General features: G+C 62.4%; 16 protein-coding genes. 8 read left to right on the forward strand and 8 right to left on the reverse strand.

Annotated elements, in window-relative coordinates; translation table 11 throughout:
- Positions 1-30: 30 nt before the first annotated feature.
- The 4 genes from AV059_RS16930 to AV059_RS16945 form a co-directional block, all read right to left on the reverse strand.
- Positions 31-1,353 carry an aminotransferase class III-fold pyridoxal phosphate-dependent enzyme gene (locus AV059_RS16930; RefSeq protein WP_058996322.1) on the reverse strand — a complete coding sequence of 441 codons (1,323 nt, stop codon included), beginning with the start codon at positions 1,351-1,353 and terminating at the stop codon, positions 31-33.
- A 94-nt stretch (positions 1,354-1,447) separates the two neighbouring features.
- A complete protein-coding gene (gene rocF, locus AV059_RS16935; RefSeq protein ID WP_058996325.1) occupies positions 1,448-2,395 on the reverse strand; it encodes an arginase in 948 nt (315 codons plus the stop codon).
- A gap of 6 nt (positions 2,396-2,401) precedes the next feature.
- The gene (gene gdhB, locus AV059_RS16940) at positions 2,402-3,685 is read right to left on the reverse strand and encodes a glutamate dehydrogenase GdhB (RefSeq protein ID WP_058996326.1); all 1,284 of its coding nucleotides are present in this window, start codon (positions 3,683-3,685) and stop codon (positions 2,402-2,404) included.
- Positions 3,686-4,409: 724 nt separating this feature from the next.
- The gene (locus tag AV059_RS16945; RefSeq protein ID WP_058996328.1) at positions 4,410-5,216 is read right to left on the reverse strand and encodes an IclR family transcriptional regulator; all 807 of its coding nucleotides are present in this window, start codon (positions 5,214-5,216) and stop codon (positions 4,410-4,412) included.
- Positions 5,217-5,754: 538 nt separating this feature from the next.
- Between AV059_RS16945 and AV059_RS16950 the strand changes: the two genes are divergently transcribed.
- From AV059_RS16950 to AV059_RS16980, 7 genes are all read left to right on the forward strand, one after another.
- On the forward strand, positions 5,755-6,480 hold the full coding sequence (locus AV059_RS16950) for a hypothetical protein (RefSeq protein ID WP_058996330.1): 726 nt from the start codon (positions 5,755-5,757) through the stop codon (positions 6,478-6,480).
- A 241-nt stretch (positions 6,481-6,721) separates the two neighbouring features.
- Positions 6,722-7,234: a plastocyanin/azurin family copper-binding protein gene (locus tag AV059_RS16955; RefSeq protein WP_058996332.1), complete on the forward strand. Its 513-nt coding sequence runs from the start codon at positions 6,722-6,724 to the stop codon at positions 7,232-7,234.
- Position 7,235: 1 nt separating this feature from the next.
- Positions 7,236-9,215 (forward strand): TAT-dependent nitrous-oxide reductase, encoded by a 1,980-nt coding sequence (gene nosZ / locus AV059_RS16960; protein ID WP_058996334.1) that lies wholly within the window; start codon positions 7,236-7,238, stop codon positions 9,213-9,215.
- 29 nt (positions 9,216-9,244) lie between these two features.
- On the forward strand, positions 9,245-10,036 hold the full coding sequence (locus AV059_RS16965; protein ID WP_058996336.1) for a hypothetical protein: 792 nt from the start codon (positions 9,245-9,247) through the stop codon (positions 10,034-10,036).
- Positions 10,033-11,424 carry a nitrous oxide reductase family maturation protein NosD gene (locus tag AV059_RS16970; protein WP_058996339.1) on the forward strand — a complete coding sequence of 464 codons (1,392 nt, stop codon included), beginning with the start codon at positions 10,033-10,035 and terminating at the stop codon, positions 11,422-11,424. The genes AV059_RS16965 and AV059_RS16970 overlap by 4 nt, the downstream gene beginning before the upstream one ends.
- On the forward strand, positions 11,411-12,418 hold the full coding sequence (locus tag AV059_RS16975; protein WP_058996341.1) for an ABC transporter ATP-binding protein: 1,008 nt from the start codon (positions 11,411-11,413) through the stop codon (positions 12,416-12,418). Before AV059_RS16970 ends, AV059_RS16975 begins: the two co-directional genes overlap by 14 nt.
- A complete protein-coding gene (locus AV059_RS16980) occupies positions 12,415-13,359 on the forward strand; it encodes an ABC transporter permease (protein ID WP_058996342.1) in 945 nt (314 codons plus the stop codon). The genes AV059_RS16975 and AV059_RS16980 overlap by 4 nt, the downstream gene beginning before the upstream one ends.
- A gap of 2 nt (positions 13,360-13,361) precedes the next feature.
- On the opposite strand, the gene AV059_RS16985 is transcribed toward AV059_RS16980, so the two are convergent.
- The 3 genes from AV059_RS16985 to AV059_RS16995 all read right to left on the reverse strand — a co-directional run bounded on the left by AV059_RS16985 (position 13,362) and on the right by AV059_RS16995 (position 16,406).
- On the reverse strand, positions 13,362-14,258 hold the full coding sequence (locus AV059_RS16985) for a hypothetical protein (RefSeq protein ID WP_058996344.1): 897 nt from the start codon (positions 14,256-14,258) through the stop codon (positions 13,362-13,364).
- A gap of 39 nt (positions 14,259-14,297) precedes the next feature.
- Positions 14,298-15,401, reverse strand: a complete 1,104-nt coding sequence (locus AV059_RS16990) for a hypothetical protein (RefSeq protein ID WP_058996346.1) — start codon at positions 15,399-15,401, stop codon at positions 14,298-14,300.
- A 171-nt stretch (positions 15,402-15,572) separates the two neighbouring features.
- Complete coding sequence (locus tag AV059_RS16995; RefSeq protein WP_058996348.1) at positions 15,573-16,406, reverse strand: MBL fold metallo-hydrolase; 834 nt, start codon at positions 16,404-16,406, stop codon at positions 15,573-15,575.
- Between the two features lie 113 nt (positions 16,407-16,519).
- Between AV059_RS16995 and AV059_RS17000 the strand changes: the two genes are divergently transcribed.
- Complete coding sequence (locus tag AV059_RS17000) at positions 16,520-16,969, forward strand: universal stress protein (protein WP_058996350.1); 450 nt, start codon at positions 16,520-16,522, stop codon at positions 16,967-16,969.
- A gap of 146 nt (positions 16,970-17,115) precedes the next feature.
- On the opposite strand, the gene AV059_RS17005 is transcribed toward AV059_RS17000, so the two are convergent.
- The gene (locus AV059_RS17005; RefSeq protein WP_008309674.1) at positions 17,116-17,514 is read right to left on the reverse strand and encodes a YlbF family regulator; all 399 of its coding nucleotides are present in this window, start codon (positions 17,512-17,514) and stop codon (positions 17,116-17,118) included.
- Positions 17,515-17,650: the final 136 nt, after the last annotated feature.

A 17,650-nucleotide genomic window follows, 5' to 3' on the forward strand; every position in this document is an offset into this window, starting at 1 on the left:
ACATTGCGGTTACCGCAGAAGTCGCGAGAGTCAGGCCGACGCGACAGGGTCTGCAACCTCGGTAAACACCGAATCGAGGATGTCGAGACAGAGTTCCAGTTCGCGCTCGGTGACATCGAGTGGCGGGAGGAGTCGGAGTGATTTCTGGCCACAGCCGAGCGTGAGGAGGCCGTGCTGGAGCGCGGTTTCCATCACGGCGTCGCGGCGGTCGGCCGTATCGAACTCCAGAGCGATCATCAGGCCGAGACCACGAACGTCCTCAACCAGCTGACGGTCCGCCGAGATCTCGCGGAGCCGATCCATGAAGTACGTCCCCTTCTCGGCGGCGTTGTCCAGTAGGTCGTGGTCCTCGATAGCGGCAAGCGTCAGCGCGCCGCGCATCGAGCCGAGGATATCGCCGGCCCCCCACGTCGAGGAGAGCCGCGACGTTTCCGACGGGAAGATGTCCGAGCGGGAGATGGTCGCGCCGACCCGGAGCGCTTTGGCGCTCGTGATGACATCCGGCTCGATGTCGTAGTGGTCGACGGCCCACATTTCGCCCGTGCGACCGGCTCCCGACTGGATTTCGTCGGCGATGATCGGGATGTCGTGTTCCTGGCAGAGGTCGTCGACGGCCGAGAGGAACTCGGGGCTCGGGACGCGATAGCCGCCTTCGCCCTGTATCGGCTCTAAGATGAGGAACGCGACTTCCTCGGGCGGGATGTGGCCGGTGTCTGCGTCGAGTTTCGAACGGAGGCGCTCGACGCCGGCTTCGGAGTACTCCACGTCGTGAATCCCGCTGAGTTCGGGGAATTTCCGTCGATAGACGGACTTCGAACGGTTCAGCGAGAGCGCTCCCAGGGTCCGACCGTGGAACGCACCGTCGAAGGTAATTCCGTACTTCGGCGTCTCGCAGTTGTCGTAACAGATCTTCATCGCGTTCTCGACGGCCTCTGCGCCGGAGTTCGAGAGGAAGACGGTGTCGAAGTCGTAGTGGCTAGTAATGTCGGTCAACCGATCCATCAGGTGAGCAGGACCCGGCAGCGACGTTTCGTCGGGCGAGCCCCCGGTGCTGACGTAGAAGTCCTGGCCGGCGATTTTCAGCGGGTCGACCATGTCGAACTCGTCGGCCCGGTCGAGCACTTTCGGGTTGTTGTAGCCGAGCGGCGACGCGGCGACGTGGCAGGTGAAATCGAGCAGGACGTTGCCGTCCGCGTCTGTACAGAACGGACCGATTGCGTCCTCAGTGATGTCCCAGACGAAATCATACACGTACGTGCTCGGCGCGGCGGTTTCGTGGTGGTACTCGACCCACTCGCTGCTCCGTGGGCCAGGAAGGCTATCGACACGCGGCTCCGCAGTATCGCGGTCCATGCTAACATAAAGGCAATCATTGGTAATAAATCACTGTGTTCCGGCCCCGCGTTGCGGACACGCAATTGAGTCCTTACTGCGGTTCGAAACTGGGCTACAGGATCCGCTTGCCGAACGCGCTGGCGGCGAGTTCGGCCGCTCGCTCGCCCGTCGTGTTGCGCTGGTCGAGGATGGGATTGACCTCGACGACGTCGAGCGAGCGCAGCACCGATTCGGCGGCGTCGCGGTCGGCGACCCGTTCCATCGCCGTATGTGCCTCCCGGTAGGTGACGCCGCCTGGGACTGGTGTCCCGACCCCTGGCGCGTCGTCCGGGTCGAGCCAGTCGAGGTCGAGGCTGACGTGAATATCGTCGACGCCGTCGGTCGCGATGTCGAGCGCTTCGTCGGTGACTGGGCCGATACCCCGCCTGTCGATGTCTTCCATCGTGAAGACGGAGATGTCACTCTCGCGGAGGACTGCTCGTTCGTCGGCATCGAGGCTCCGCGCGCCGACGATGATGGTGTTCTCCTCGGCGACGTTTGGGGCGGTCGCCCACGGCATCTCTGCGAAGTCGCCGTAACCGTGAGCGGCCGCAAGCGGCATCCCGTGGACGTTGCCGCTGGGCGAGGTCGTCGGGGTGTTGTAATCCCCGTGCGCGTCGAACCAGATGACGCCGAGTTCGGACGCCTGAGCCGCACCGCGCATCGTGCCCATCGCGATAGAGTGGTCACCGCCTAACACCAGCGGGACGCTCCCGTCGGCTATTTCTGTCGCCACCCGGTCGGCAAGGGTGTCGGTCATCTCCGCGATAGCATCGAGGTACTTCGCACTGGCGTCGGCGGACGCCGGTTGGGACTGTAGCGTCGGCGGTGAAAGGTCCCCCACGTCAGTGTAGTCGACGCCGGCCGTGTCGAGCGCGGCGCTGAGGCCGCCGTAACGAATCGCCGACGGTCCCATGTCGACGCCACGCCGGTCGGCACCGAGCGCGAACGGAACACCGAGCACCGCGACGGGTGACACTGGGCGACTGTGGTCTCGCGAGTGGGTAGATTGAAGCGACATCCGTTACTACGGCCATAGCCCACGGGCGTTCATAGCGTCACCGATTCGCGAGAGCGCGACGATGTAGGCAGCCGTTCGCCACGTGACGTCACGGTCCTCAACCTCGGCCTGAAGGGCCTCCCAGGCATCGAGCATCTCGGCTTCGAGTTCTTCGTTGACCTCCTCGCGGGACCAACTCCGGCGATTGATGTGCTGGAGCCACTCGAAGTAGCTCACGGTGACGCCACCGGCGTTGGCGAGGATATCCGGGATAACTGGGATGTCGCGCTCCTTGAACACTGTATCGGCCGCTGTCGTTGTCGGGCCGTTCGCCCCTTCGACGATGATGCTTGCCTGCACGTCCGCAGCGTTCTCCTCGGTCAGGACGTTCCCGACTGCTGCGGGAATGAGGACATCGACATCGAGTTCCAGTAGCTCGGCGTTGGATAGCTGCCGTGGTGCGTCAACAGCCCCCAGCTGGCCGTGCTCGTCACCATCGGCGGAAATGGATTCGATATCGAGGCCGGATTCGTCGTAGATACCGCCGTCGACATCGCTGACAGCGACAACAGAAGCGCCCCATGAATCGAGGAGGCGTGCGGCGTTCGCGCCCACAGCGCCGAAGCCCTGTACAGCCACAGTGGCTCCCTCGACGCTCCCATCGTAGTAGTCGAGTGCTTCGCGGGCAACGATAGCGACGCTCCGACCAGGTGCTTCCTCGCGGCCGTGGGTCCCGCCGACTGCCGTCGGTTTGCCGGTCACAATGCCGGGGACCGTCTCGCCTTCCTGCATCGAATACGCGTCCATGAACCAGGCGACGGTCTGCTCGTCGGTCCCCATATCGGGTGCGGGGATGTCTTTCGTCGGCCCGACAACTTCGCGTAGTTCCTCGGCGAACCGGCGGGTCAACTGCTCGGTCTCCTGTGCATCGAGCGTCGACGGATCGACGACGATGCCGCCCTTCGCGCCGCCGAAGGGCAGGTCCATCACCGCACACTTCCACGTCATCAACATCGCCAGCGCCGTACACTCCTCGGCGGAGACGCTTGGGTGGTATCGCATACCACCTTTGTACGGCCCTCGGACCTCGAAGTGCTGGACGCGATACCCGCTGAACACCTCAACGCTCCCGTCGGTTCGGCGGATCGGAACAGATACTTCGACCGTTTTCGATGGGTGGCGGAGCTGCTCAAGCATCCCCTCAGAAAGGTCGAGGTGTTCAGCTGCTTGCTCCAGCTGGTGGCGGGCAGTCGCGATTGGCGATTCGTCCTCGTCTGTCGCTTGCTCTGATGGCTCCTTCTGTGTGCTCATGATTGGGTTGTAGGTTCGGCGGTGCGTACGCCCACTCGCTTCGGGACCAATGGGGCGAGTACGCTGGGTTGTTCAGCACGCTGTGTCCGTATGTACTGTCAACATCCGACGGCTGGAGTGAGACAGTGTATCGGCACCAATACCGGTATTGTTAATAAATATTTGGGACCGTCTGCGGGAGGAATAGTTTGAACATAGCAAAACCATTGAGGAATCCATATTGGTCGCTTGTAGGGTATTACGAGCCATATCAGCGGCTCATTTGCGGAATATTCCACAAATATGGACTTGATATACTCAATATAGATGAGGCCACACTGGTCAGATGGAGCCGCGCCAGATGGTACAAATATCGATGTAGCCGTGCTATACCATGACCTGATACTGAACAAAGAATTACCCCGTGTTTTGACTATCTCAAAATAGACTTGGCATGGCAGTGGCGGAGCACTATACTGGGAGAGACCACCCTCGACAGGTGTACGTTCCGCGGCAACCCGCCGAAAATAGCCTGTAGGCATAACTATCGGGCCTGATACGCTATCTCCGCGAACTTACTAACGATGGTACGACTGTTATTGTGGCTCATTTGCCGGGTGAATCGCTCCGGTCGACGGTCACAGTAGCGCAGCCGATATTTGAGCTATCCAAATGCTGGAGGCCGGATGCCGTCGTCGGGTAGTGATCGTCGCCGACACACAGCGACGAGCGTCTGACGACGCTGTTACGTGCTCCGGTCGAATGAGGTCATTTCGAGATTGACTTCGATGAGGTTCGCTGCCTCCATCACCATCTCGGGGATTTCAGTGTCGAAGCGAGTCCCTTTCAGACGGCTGGTCGGTGCAGTCACACTGACCGCGCCGACGACGGTCCCGTCGTTGTCCAGGATCGGCGCACCGATCGCCCGGAGGCCGCGGATCTCTTCTTCGTCGTTGGTCGCGAATCCCCGCTCCCGGATAGTTTCTAGCTCGTCGCGGAGCGTCTCTCGGTCCGTAATCGTGTGCTGTGTCTGTCGCGAAAGGCCTTCCCGGTCAATTATTTTCTCGACGCGCTCGTCGGGGAGACACGAGAGGATTGCCTTCCCCGAAGCGCTGTCGTGGAGATGTTGTGGGGCCTCCCGCAACTGGAGGTGGTAGTCCATCCCGACGGCGTGTTCGCCCCGCCGCTCGTAGATGGCGACTTCGCGACCGTCGTTTTCGACGACCAGATGGACGTACTCACCGGACCTGTCGGCCAGTTTGTCGACTTCCTCTTGTCCAGCGGTGTAGAGTTCCGTCTCGTTGCGGACGTGTTCGCCCATCGTGACGAACCGAAAGCCAAGCTGGTACGTATCGTTGTCCTTCGTGAGAAAGCCACAGTCGGTCAGCGTCGCAAGATATGTGTGCAGCGTTCCCTGGGAGAGCTCGATTCGCTCGCTCAGCTCCTGCAACGTCGCGCTGTTTGACTCCTGAACGGCTTCAATGATCTCGCAGGCGTTCTCCACGGACTGTATCCGCCGGCCCGTGTTTTGTGTGTCGGCGTCGTCGGTCATTACCGAGTAGAGTTGCCGTCATTATTTAAAACCCAGATGTAAGCGATGAGCGGCCGGACCAACCGACGGCCGCTGGCAACCGACACCTATCAATACCCGACACAATGTGACTGTACGAGTACCAGTATATAGAAATACTGGCGGTGAAAACGCATCCAAATCCATGTCTTTAATATTGTCTGTGCAGATAGACAGTATCTAAATGTCGATACCGCCATTATACATCAATAATTTGAATGTATAGATGTATTTGGGCACAAATATAACCACAGATGTGCCTATTTTAATTCAGTGATGGATTTTTGCCCTCGTATAGTTTCACATGGCACATATTTATAGGCAAATTTGGAGTGTGAGTCTTGGTCCCGGAACCAGATGCTATTCCATTCCAACTGGAATTGCCGATGCACCGAGACCGCAAGACACACCGCGAACGCAACGCTGCTGTCCCGAGTGCCTTTATAAATAATCGTCCAGAACACGGTGGTGTTGACGGGTAACTAAAACACTTATTGTTGTTACTGAACGAGACACTAGCATGTCAACGACGCCTGCGCAGGACGGCACGCAGTGGTTCCTGCACACATGGCGAGACCACATTCTCGAGCCGGTAGAGACAGCTCTCACAGTGCTCGACAGGGAGCACACCGAGCTTGCAGCCGAGCAAGACGGGCTCGAGGACTTCCTCCAGCGCCTGCGTGCCGTCGACCCCGCCGAACAGCCCTCCTCCCCCGTCGGTGCGCGAAGTCGACAGTCCGCATCAGACCCCGTCGAAGCGCTCCGGGACGCCTACGCCGACACGATGCTGGCTGTCGACCACTACGAGTCAGTGTACGACGAATCGCTGATCGAGAACGTCGCTATCGAGTTCGGGCCGGACTACGCAGCGCTGTTTCATCCCGAGACGAACGTCGGGTTCTCACCGCCGCTCAAACGCTCACTGGTGGCCGCGGCCGAGCAAGCAATCGACGAACGGACCTCGCTAGACCGCGCTGTCAAGATCGAACAGGAGTCAATGCAGGAGTACCGCGGCAGTCTGCAGGAGATCATCGAGACGCTCGACAGCACAGTCGTCCCCGAGTGGTATCGCGAGACGTTCCAGAGCGACGTTACTGCGCTGTTACAGCAGCGACAGGACCAACTCCACTCAAGCGTCCACCGGTTCGAGACCCACGAGTTCTGCACGTATATGTACGAAGAGCAACTCTGGACGTATCCGGTGTTGACCAGTCTCGCGCGGCTACAGGAATCTGTCGACAGTTGACTGAAAGGCGGTCCCCGAAACAGGCAGTTGTAGGCATCACCGGACCGCAGTGGACGATACGCCGGCACCTGCCACCCAACTTGGGGGAGACGACTGCACAATCGCTGTATTCTGCGGTAGTCTTCACGACGAGATACCATCCACTATGTGGCGGCGAACATATTCGCCCCACTTCCTGCGAGCTGAGAGTGCGGTTCCCTATATATACAGGTAGGTCTTCGAGTTGCAGCCGTGAGCTACCATGGAAACGCGTAGAACATTCGTACGCGGTCTAGGTCTCGCGGCCGGAGTTGCGCTGGCTGGCTGTTCATCGGGCGGCGGCTCCGACAGTAGCGGTGACGGCGACTCAGGTAGCGGCAGTGACGGATCAGACGGCGGCGAGACCGAGTCCAGCGACGGCGGGAGCGGGTCCGAATGGACCGAGACGAGCACCGTCGAAATGACGGACGAACTGGCATACGAGCCGAAGAAAATCCAGGTCGAAGCAGGGACGACGGTCACGTTCGAGAACGTCGGCAGCATCGGCCACACGGTGACGGCCTACGAAGACAAGATCCCCGACGGCGCGGACTACTTCGCGTCCGGCGGGTTCGACTCCTTGCAGGCCGCGAAAGACGGCTACAGCAACGGGCAGGAAGGCAACATCCCGAAAGGCGAGAGCTACGAGGTCACGCTGGAGACGGCGGGGACCTACGAGTACTACTGCATCCCTCACGAGATGAACGGGATGGTCGGCACAATCAAGGTGGTCTGATATGAGCAAAAACGAAACCCCACGCGATCCGAACGAAGTCCTCGAAGAGTACGAAGAAACGCTTGACTCGGTGCTGGCGGAGGTCGAGTCCCCGGACGAAACGACTGAGGACGACGACCTTTCGCTGGGACTGCCCGGCCTCTCGCTCGGCCGTCGGGACTTCATGAAGGCCGGCGTCGCCGCCGGTGCAATGGGGTCGGTGGCCGGGTGTTCAGCGCTGACTGGCGGCGATGGCAGCGCCGGCAGCCAGTCGACACCCTCTGGCAGCGGCGCGAGCCATGCGGTCGAACCCGGCGAGCACGACGAGTACTATGGCTTCTGGTCCGGCGGTCACTCCGGCGAACTGCGGGTCATCGGCATTCCGTCGATGCGCGAACTCACCCGTATTCCAGTGTTTAACACCGACTGTGCGTCGGGGTACGGGTACACCGACGGCACGCAGGAGATGCTGGAGGAAGGCGGTGGCTACAGCTGGGGTGACAACCACCACCCGAACCTCTCGGAGACGGATGGCGACTACGACGGCGAGTATCTGTACGTCAACGACAAGGCCAACGGCCGCATCGCCCGCGTGAACCTCACGTACTTCGAGACGGACGCCATCACGGACGTCCCGAATATGCAGGCTATCCACGGCTGTACCGTCCTCTCCCCAGACACCAAGTACGTGCTGGGCAACGGCGAGTTCCGCGCACCGCTGCCGAACGACGGGACCGACCTGAAGAACCCGGACAACTACACGTCGCTGTTCGTCGCCGTCGACCCTGAGTCGATGGAGACCCAGTGGCAGGTCAAGGTCGACGGCAATCTCGATATCGTTGACACCGGCAAAGAGGGGCGGTGGGCCATCTCCTCGGCGTACAACAGCGAGGAAGCCACCGACATCCAGGGCATGACGAAGGACGACCGGGACAACGTCAAGGCCTTCGACATCCCGGCCATCGAGCAGGCCGTCGAGAACGGCAACTACGAAGAGGTCAACGGCATCCCCATCGTCGACGGCACGCAGGGGAGTTCGCTCAATCAGGGCGACCGCCCTGTCGTGAAGTACATCCCGACGCCGAAAAGCCCCCACTGCGTCGAGGTCGGGCCGAACGGCGACTACGCCTTCATCGCGGGGAAGCTCTCCCCGACGGTGACAATGCTCGACCTGAACGCACTGGCCGACTCCTCCGACCCCGAAGAGGTCGTCGCCGGGCGACCGCGGGTCGGACTCGGCCCGCTCCACACCACCTTCGACGGCAACGGCCACGCATACACGTCGCTGTTCATCGACTCTCAGGTGTCCAAATGGGATATCCAAGCGGCCGTCGAGGCCGAGGAAGGGTCGGAGGACCCAATCATCGAGAAGCAGGACGTCCACTACAACCCCGGTCACATTCAGGCGCTGGAGGCGATGACGACCGACCCCGACGGGGAGTGGCTCGTCAGCCTCAACAAGCTCTCGAAGGACCGGTTCCTCCCTGTCGGCCCGATCATGCCCGACAACGACCAGCTCATCCACATCGGGCAGGGCGAGGAGGAGATGGAACTGGTCGCGGACCACCCGGCCTACCCCGAGCCACACGACTGCGTGTTCGCCCACAAGGACAAGATCGACGCCAAGAAGGTCTACGACAAGGACGACTACGAGGAGACTTACATCACCGAGGAGGACTCCGGCGTCGAGCGCACGGGCGACAACAGCGTCCACGTCAAGATGACGACCAAGCGCTCGGAGTTCGGTCTGCCGGACTTCACGGTTCAGGAGGGTGACGAGGTGAAGCTCTCCACGACCAACATCGAGGGCGTGCAGGACATCATCCACGGCGTTGCCATCCCCGAGCACGACATCAACTACGCCGTGGCGCCACAGGACACCCGGGAGGTCACCTTCACGGCTGACGACCCCGGGGTGTACTGGATCTACTGCACGTACTTCTGTAGCGCCCTGCACCTGGAGATGCGCAGCCGGATGATCGTCGAGCCGGCGGAGGGGTAGCGCCACAACCATTTCGGAGGTGTTCAGCCATGCAACGACCCACCATCGACGACTTCCGTGAGATCCGGCGGGGCCTCCCCGCGATAGCGGCGCTGCTGTTCGTCGCGGCGCTCGCGTTCCCGATGTGGCGCATCAGTGTCGACGCCGTCCAGTACCCCAGCACGACGCTCCGCGTCTCCCTGTACGCCTACCCTCACCTGACGGGGGACTTCATCGAGATGGCACGGCTGAACCACTACGTCGGGTTCTACTTCCCCGACCCGGTGTTAGTCGAGCCCAACTTCCCCGTTGAGGAGAACGCCATCGACGTACCCGAGTGGTCGCTCGGGCCCGTCGCGTTCATCGGCGTGTCACTGCTGTCAGTGTTCGTCGCCGTCGCACCGACCGTCGACAAGCTTAAGCGCGGCCTGAAATACCAGTTCGGCGGCACCGTACTGGTGTTCACCGTGATGCTGGCCGATATCCAGTACCGGCTCTGGGAGGCCGGCCACACCCTCGACCCCGGCGCGCCGGTAATGGGCGTCGCCGGTTTCACGCCGCCGCTGTGGGGGCAGTATCAGGTCGCCAACATCACCAGCGTCTCCCGGTTCGGCCTCGGCGCGTACATGGCCGCCACGGCCGTCGGACTGCTCGCGGTTTCGTACTACTACCGCGATCAGACGGCGACGTTCAGTGAGCTTCCGGGCCGACTGCGCGACGGACTCGCCGGGCTTCCCGACGCCGTTCGGGACCGTGACGACGATACTGACGACGAGGAGGACGCCCCGCACCGCCCCACGACCACCGCGGCCGAACCTGACCACCCGGAAACCCACTCATGAGCCCACTGTCCCACGATTTCGAGCGCGCGTTCGCCGTCGGCACCGCGGTCCTGCTCGTGCTGTCGGTCATGGCTGTCGGGATGGCCAGCGCCGGCGAGGCCGACGGCACCCGCGACGACCTCGCCTTCGACCCCGGCGTGCCCGACACCGACTTGTTCACCACCCTGTCGGCCGACGGCACCGCGACGGTCGACGGCCAAACGTACGACAGCGCGCAGGCGGCGGTCGACGCCGCAGACCCCGGCGACACCGTCACGTTCGACGGTCAGTTTAACGAGACGCTCGTCGTCAGGACGCCGAACGTCACACTGGCCGGGAACGGTCCCGGGTCGACGCTGCTGCACGGCGACGGCGAAGGCGACGTGCTCGCCGTCGAAGCACAGGGTGTGACCGTGGCGGACCTCTGGGTCCGCAACAGCGGTTACGACACCGCAACGAATGACGCCGCGATATTCGTCAACGCCAGCGACGTCACGGTTCGCGACAGCCGCGTGACCGACATGACATTCGGCATCTGGCTCGACGGCGTCGATGACGCCGACATCCGGAACAACACCATCGTCGGTCGTGAGGAGATAACGCAGTTGACCAAACGCGGCAACGGCATCCAGATCTGGAAGACCGAGGATAGCGTCATCCGGAACAACGACATCACCACCGTCCGGGACGGGCTCTACTTCAACTGGGCGAAAGACGTCAACGCCAGCGGGAATACGATGTGGGACCTCCGCTACGGCGTCCACTATATGTACTCGGACGACTCGCACCTGCGGGACAACACCGCCTTCGACAACGACGTCGGGTATGCGCTGATGGTGTCGAAACACCTTGTCATCGAGGACAACATCGCGGTGAACAACAGCGGGCAGTCCGGCCACGGTATCCTCGTCAAGAGCATCGACGACACGGACATCCGCGGCAACCACCTCGTTGACAACGAGAACGGGCTGTTCGTCTACAACTCAGTCAGCAACCGCATCGTCGGCAACCTCATCGTCGGCAACGACGTTGGCGTCCACATCGCCGCGGGGAGTACCGACGGCACCGTGACCGAGAACAGTTTCATCCGCAACAACAGACCGGTACTCGCGGTGATGAGCGATCAGGTCCACTGGAACGAGAGCGTCGGGAACTACTGGTCCCGGGCGAACCCGACGGACGTTGACGATGACGGCGTCGGCGACACTCGCTACCAGCCGGCTGGGACCGTCCAGCAGATCACCGCCGAAAAGCCCGCTGCGCGGGTGTTCGCCAGTAGCCCGGCCTTCGACGCCGTTCGGCTGGCCGAGTCATCTGTCCCAGTCGTCCAGTCGCCCGGCGTGGTCGATGCCCGTCCGCTCACCGAACCACCCCACGAGAACTGGAGGAGCTACTATGAACGTGATTGATGTCGACGACGTATCGAAAGCCTACGGCGATGTGCAGGCGCTCGACGGACTGACTCTGTCTGTCGAACAGGGAGCCACCCTTGGCGTGTTCGGCACGAACGGGGCCGGCAAAACGACGCTGTTCAAACTGCTGGTCGGGCTGAACCGACCGGACGCAGGCAGCGTCACCGTCGCCGGCGCGGACCCGACCGATGGGACCACCGTCCGTGAACGAGTGCGCTATCTTCCCGAGCACGCCGGCTTCCCGCCGAGCCTGACTGGCCGCGAGATACTCAGCTTCCACGCCCGGATGCGCTCGGTGCCCCGGGAAGACAGGGACCACCACGTCGAGCGTATCTTGCACACCGTCGGGCTCGCGGACGCCGCGGACCGCCGCGTCGGCGGCTACTCCAACGGGATGAACCGCCGGCTCGGCCTCGGCACCGCGCTCGTCGGCGAGCCGGCCGTGCTGATACTCGACGAGCCGACCGCGGGGCTCGACCCCGACGGCATCCGGGCGTTCCACGAGGTCGTGGAAGCCCTTGCGGCCGAGACGGACGTAACTATCGTCTTCTCCTCGCACGCGCTCGGGGAGATTCAGCGGCTCTGCTCGGAGGCGGTCATCATCGCCGACGGACAGGTGGCGACTGCGGGCCCGGTCGAAGAGCTTCGCCGCGCCGCTGCCGACGAGGTGACAGTGTCGCTGTCGCTTGCGTCGGAGGCGGCTGCGAGCGATGTGGCAACCGACTTCGGAACCCACGAGGCAGTGTCCAGCGTCAGTCGTTCAGGCGCGGACGTGACGGCACGGACCACGCCAGCGGAGGCCTACGACCTCCTGACCGCCGTCGGTGAGGGGTACGACATCGACCGCTTCGAAGTTCGCGAACCGGGACTCGAAGCCGCGTTCCACGAGGCCGTCGGGGCGGATAACAGCGATGACCCCGCCTCCGACAGCACGGCTGCGGCAGCGGCTGCGGAGGCAGCAACCGAAGACTCGGGAGGTGAGCCGGCATGAGCGAGGACGAATCATCGACGGACCCGGCCCCCGACGGCGGCGTCGTCGCAGTTGACACGCCGGCCACCCGGTTGCACGATGGCGGAACCGAGACGGAGACGGCGACGGACACGACCAACGAATCAGCGCTCGTCCGGCTTGCCGACAGCGGTCTGCTGACCATCGCTCGTCGGGAGTACCGGCTGGCCGTCCGGAGCCGGTGGGCGCTCGGCGTGGCGCTGCTGTTCGGCTTCTTTACCACCGCAGTCGTCCAGTTTGGCGCGAGTTCGGTCGGTCCGGGTCGCTTCGACGCGGTCATTGCAACCATCGCGGAACTCGGCGTCTACCTCGTCCCCCTGACCGCGCTGGCGGTCGGCTACGACGCCATCGTCGGGGCCGACGAGCGCGGGTCGCTCGAACTCATGCTCGCGCTCCCGGTGACGAAAGGCCGTGTCGTCGTCGGGACTGCCATCGGCCGGGCAGCGGTACTGTCCGGCGCGATGTTGCTTGGCTTCGTTCCCGGCGCACTGTTGACCGTCCGCTACATCGGTCTCGCCAGCGTCGGCCAGTACGCGGCGGTCGCCCTCGCCGCGGTCCTGACCGCCTGTGCGATGCTCGGCGTGGCGGTGCTTGTCTCGACGGTCGCTCGGACCAAAACACACGCGCTGGGTGCCGCACTGGCCATCTGGCTGTGGGTCGCACTGTTGCACGACCTGGTGGCGCTGGGGGCCGTCGCGGGGTTCGACCTCGGGTCCGGCGCTATCGCCGCGGCGATACCGCTCAACCCCGTGGACTGCTTCCGCGTGCTCGCGCTCTCGCAGGTGGACGTGGTCGCCGGCGGGTTCGGAAGTGTGCTGGCCCAGGCTGGGCTGACCACGCCGATGGTCGCCGCGGGACTCGTCGCGTGGGTCGTCGTGCCCGTCGGCGTCGCCGCGAAACTCATTCAGCGGCGGCGTCTCTGAAGCTAAATCGACTGCAGCGCTGTTTCTTCTGGTTCCTCGAACAGACTGGCGACCCGTTCCGTCGTCTCGGTACGCTCGTGGGCGTTTTCCAGAAGGACAGTCTCGCTGGGGAACAGCTGCTCTCCGAGTTCGAGGCCGTGATCGCGAGCAGTCGACCCCGTGACGGTGAGGTAGACGCCGAGGCCGGTCGCCGCGATGTCTGCCTCTTCCTCGCCGCCCTCCGTGGGATAGGTAAAGGAGACGCCATCGAGCGCACTCGTCCCGAGGACGGCTTCGACAAGCCGTTCGTACCGCGGTGAGATACAGAGTTCGCCCTCGTAGTCGGTGACGAAGGCCCGGTCGAGGGGCCCGTCCTGTGTGTCCATGACCTCCGGCGTCGCCAGCAGCGTGTGGTACACTGTATCCCCCAGCCCGGTCACGACCCGTACGTCCGTGTCCAGCGGATCGATGCGGTCGTTGATCTCGTGGATGGCGGTCAGCGGTTCGTCTCGAAGCTGAACGACTTCTTCGAGCACGAGGTCGGCGCTGTCGAACCCGAGCGCGAACTCGTGGGTCCGGAGCGCCCGGAACGGTTCCTCGCGGCCGACCAGCTGGACATCACCGTATTCGGTCGGCACGGTAACGCTGTCAAAGACGATCCGTCGGGGCATCCCGTCGCGGTCGTCACGGAGCAGTGTGTATTCTGGTTCGTACGGCTCATCGAGCGAGGAGTAGTCGCTGATGCGATGGTACACGTCGGCGACCGCGTCCTGGTTGCCCTTGGTGACAGCCTTCTCGTAGCGAAGCGTCGAGATGATATCGTCGGCCAGGTCGGTCGTCCCTGTGCGTCCGGCGAGTCGCTCCAGCACTGCTTCGAGGGGCCGGCCCTTGCGCGGAACGGCCACTCTCGTCGTCGTCATTATGCAGGCACAGACGGGGGACCGGTAAAACGAGTTCGGTTATTCGCCGCCGCCGATAACCGACGACAGCTGTTCACGCCACTTTTTGAGCTCTTCGATCTCCGATTCGGTATCGTCGATCCGGTCCGCGAGTTCGCCGTCGTCGATCTCCTCGCGGACGGCTTCGATATCGTCTTCGAGGTCGTCAAGTTGCCCTTCGACACTCTCGACTTCCTCGGAAAGGTCGTCGACCTGATCGGAGGCGGACGTGGCTGTATCCGTCGCCGACTGGACCTCGTCCTGGAAACCCTCCAGAGCCTCCTCGAAAGAGTCGAGGCGCTCGCCGAACTCCTGAATCATGTCCTCGCCAGTGCCGTTCTCTTCGAGGAACTCTTCGAGGGCATCAGTGTACGCACGGAGGTCTGCAACATCGCTCTGTATGCGCTGGATCCGGGCGTCGTTGACGCCGCCGGCGTCACTGTCGTTGTCATCTTCGGAGACGGCGTCGAGCGCACGCTTGAGGAGCTTCACGTCTTCGGGGGAGACGTTTTGATCGCGGATTTCCTGTGCCATTGTCGCGACGACAGCGCCGGATTGTACCTCGGAGTCTGCCGGCGCGGCGTTGCTCTCTTCGGGGGCTTCGACGCCTGAGTCCGGGTTGTTCGGGTCTGAGAGGTCCAGCGTCTCGATATCCTCGTCGTCATCGTCTTCGAGACCGGGAACGCTGTCGGCGTCGCCAGCGATAACATCTCGAACGGCCTCGTCGCCGCCTCCGACAAGGTCCTCCTCGTCTTCATCCAGTGGCGGGTCCACACCCTCAATTTCGGGTTCCGTCAGGAACTTCTCGACATCGTCAGTGCCCGTTGCACGAATGCCGTAGACGGTCGTGTAGTCGGCTTCGGCTTCGAGTTCCTTCTCGAACGCGATCCGGTCTTCGTTGATATCCCAGTACTCGCTGCCGTACTCGGGGTGGAAGCCAAGATCTTCGACTGCCACGTCGTCTGGAACAGTGTCGACTAGCCTGACTGTCACCGGAACGGACCGTCGCGAAGTGAGATTGAACGCTATCGCGGGTACGGGGAACTCGTCCGCCTCGAACCGCTTGGTCACTGTCACGCCATCTGCGGCGACAGTGACTTCGTCGTAGGCTTGCGAATTGCTCATGGTCTGTATGGTCTCAGCAATAGTATTAAAGGTACGTACCTGACCAACATTTACACCTTTTTTCTATACGATACCGATTAATATAATCTAGAGACGTAACCTCAGTAACACGAACAGGACGTGAGCCAGCAAAGACGGACAGTCCGTCCGGGCGGTACTGGCAAGCCGTTTTCAGTCGAGATCGTACCGGTCGCCGATTTCAACAATTGAAAGCGTCGAAGGGTGCGCGAAGCTGTTGGCATGGTTGTGCAGAACGGTCGGCTCCGTCGTCATCCCCTTCCACATATCCCAGTGGGTTGGAATGAGGGTATCCAGTTGGAGTTCGTTTGCAGCTTCGATAATCATGTTCTCGTCGTTGTACCACTGCGTTCGCGTGGGTTCGCCGGTCTCCTTGTCGTCAATCATTCCGACAGTCCCGAACGCGAGGACGCCGACGTCGATATCGTAGCGCTCGCCGACGGATTCGAACTCGCCGGGGCGGGCGTCGCCCCCGTGGAAGAACGTGCCGGAGTCGTGTTCGAACACGTACGACACTGGATGCTCGGCGTCGGGGTCGTTGGCTGGTTCGACGTGTACTGTCAGGTCGCCGATTTCGAGCGTGTCCCCCTCCGTGACTTCGTGGAGCTGGTCGTCGGTGACGCTGTAGTTCTCCAGCCACGCCTCCTCTCGGATAACGTCGTGACCGCTGTCGGTCGTGTAGTAGTCCGCGCCCGTCCCAGCGAGAATCGGGGCCTGGGACGGCCCGTGAACGTGGTCGGTGTGTTCGTGGGTACCTAGAACCGCGTCGCACTCGGTGATGTCCTCGGGGTTGAACGGCACTGGGACCATCCGAACGGTTCGCGGCGGGTCGCCAATGCCGAGATACGGGTCGATGAAGACGGTCGTCCCGCCACTGGATTTCACGATGAAGCCGTTACAGCCCAGATACCAGATCGCCAGTCCGTCGGGTGTCGCCGACTCCACCGCACGCGGGAGCCAGTCGTCCCAGTCGGATTCGACTGTCATGTCGGGAGATGCCACGCCCGGTCGCTAAGATGTTTCGAAGACGCCGGGCCGTCTCCCGCTATCTGAGAACGGAACCCTCGGTTTATTTCCTACCTGAGAGATATACGACCTGTATGTACGATCACATCCTCCTCGCCTCAGATGGGACAGAAGCCTCGACCAACGCCGAATCCCACGCGATTGCCCTCGCAGCGGAACACGGCGCGGCTCTCCACGTGCTGTATGTCGTCGACGAGGACGTGTACACGGCCTACAGCGGTGACGAGTACGTCGACGAATCGGAGGGACCGGAGCACGGCCTCGAAGAGACGGGCCAGGAGACGCTGGCCCGGATAGAGGCCGATGCAGAGGCATCCGGCGTCGACGTGACGACGACCCTGAAACACGGACGGCCGGCCGAATCCATCATCGAAACCGCCGACGAGGTGGACGTCGATCTGCTCGTGCTCGGGACGAAGCGGCGGCCGGCGGAGTACCGCAGTCTCCTCGGCAGCATCACGGACAAGGTGCTCAGGCTAAGCGAACGACCAGCGGTCGTGGTGAAAACCGAAGTCGAGGAGTAACTGCCCAGTCGGTCGAATGTGTCACTGACGGATGGTAGCTGTCGGCGGAACAGTGTAGCTGACGGATGGTAGCTGTCGGCGGTATCGACGTTCTTGACCGATGGCTTCGGAGTCAGAGAAAAACGCACCGCGAGAAGTATCGCTGTTCAGTCCTCGCAGCAACCGCCGGCTTTCTGGCCGAAGTCGACGGCCAGTTCCTCGGAGACGATTTCGTTGAGTTCCTGCAGGCGCAGTTCGAGTTCGTTCTGGGCTTCCAGATAGTCACTCATTACCGGGATGTCGTGGAGTTCCTCCTGCTTTTGCTGGACTTTCCGGAGGTCCTCCTGAGAGGCGTTTCCGGTCTGGCGGGCGAGCATGAACTCCTCGCGGATCTGCTCGAACTCCTTGATGGCCGCCTGCGCCTCGTCGTGGTTCTCGACAGCGTCTTTCGTCTCCTTGAATCGCTGGTACACCGGTAGCTCGGCGATCGCTTCGCCGAACTCTGTAGCGAGCGCCTCGACGTGGTCACCGTCGATATCAGCGGCGGTATCGGTCTCGATGCTCATCACCGATTGGTATGGACTCGGGCGGTATAGGCCTGCCGAAACCGGGTTGTTCTATGCGGGATATCGGTCCCTGGCAGCGTTCCTGCCGTGTTGTCGCTCGCATCGGATTCTCGGGCCGACAGTTGTTCAACGTTGA

Source organism: Haloarcula sp. CBA1127, from assembly GCF_001485575.1.
In the GTDB taxonomy this organism is placed as follows: Archaea; Halobacteriota; Halobacteria; order Halobacteriales; family Haloarculaceae; genus Haloarcula.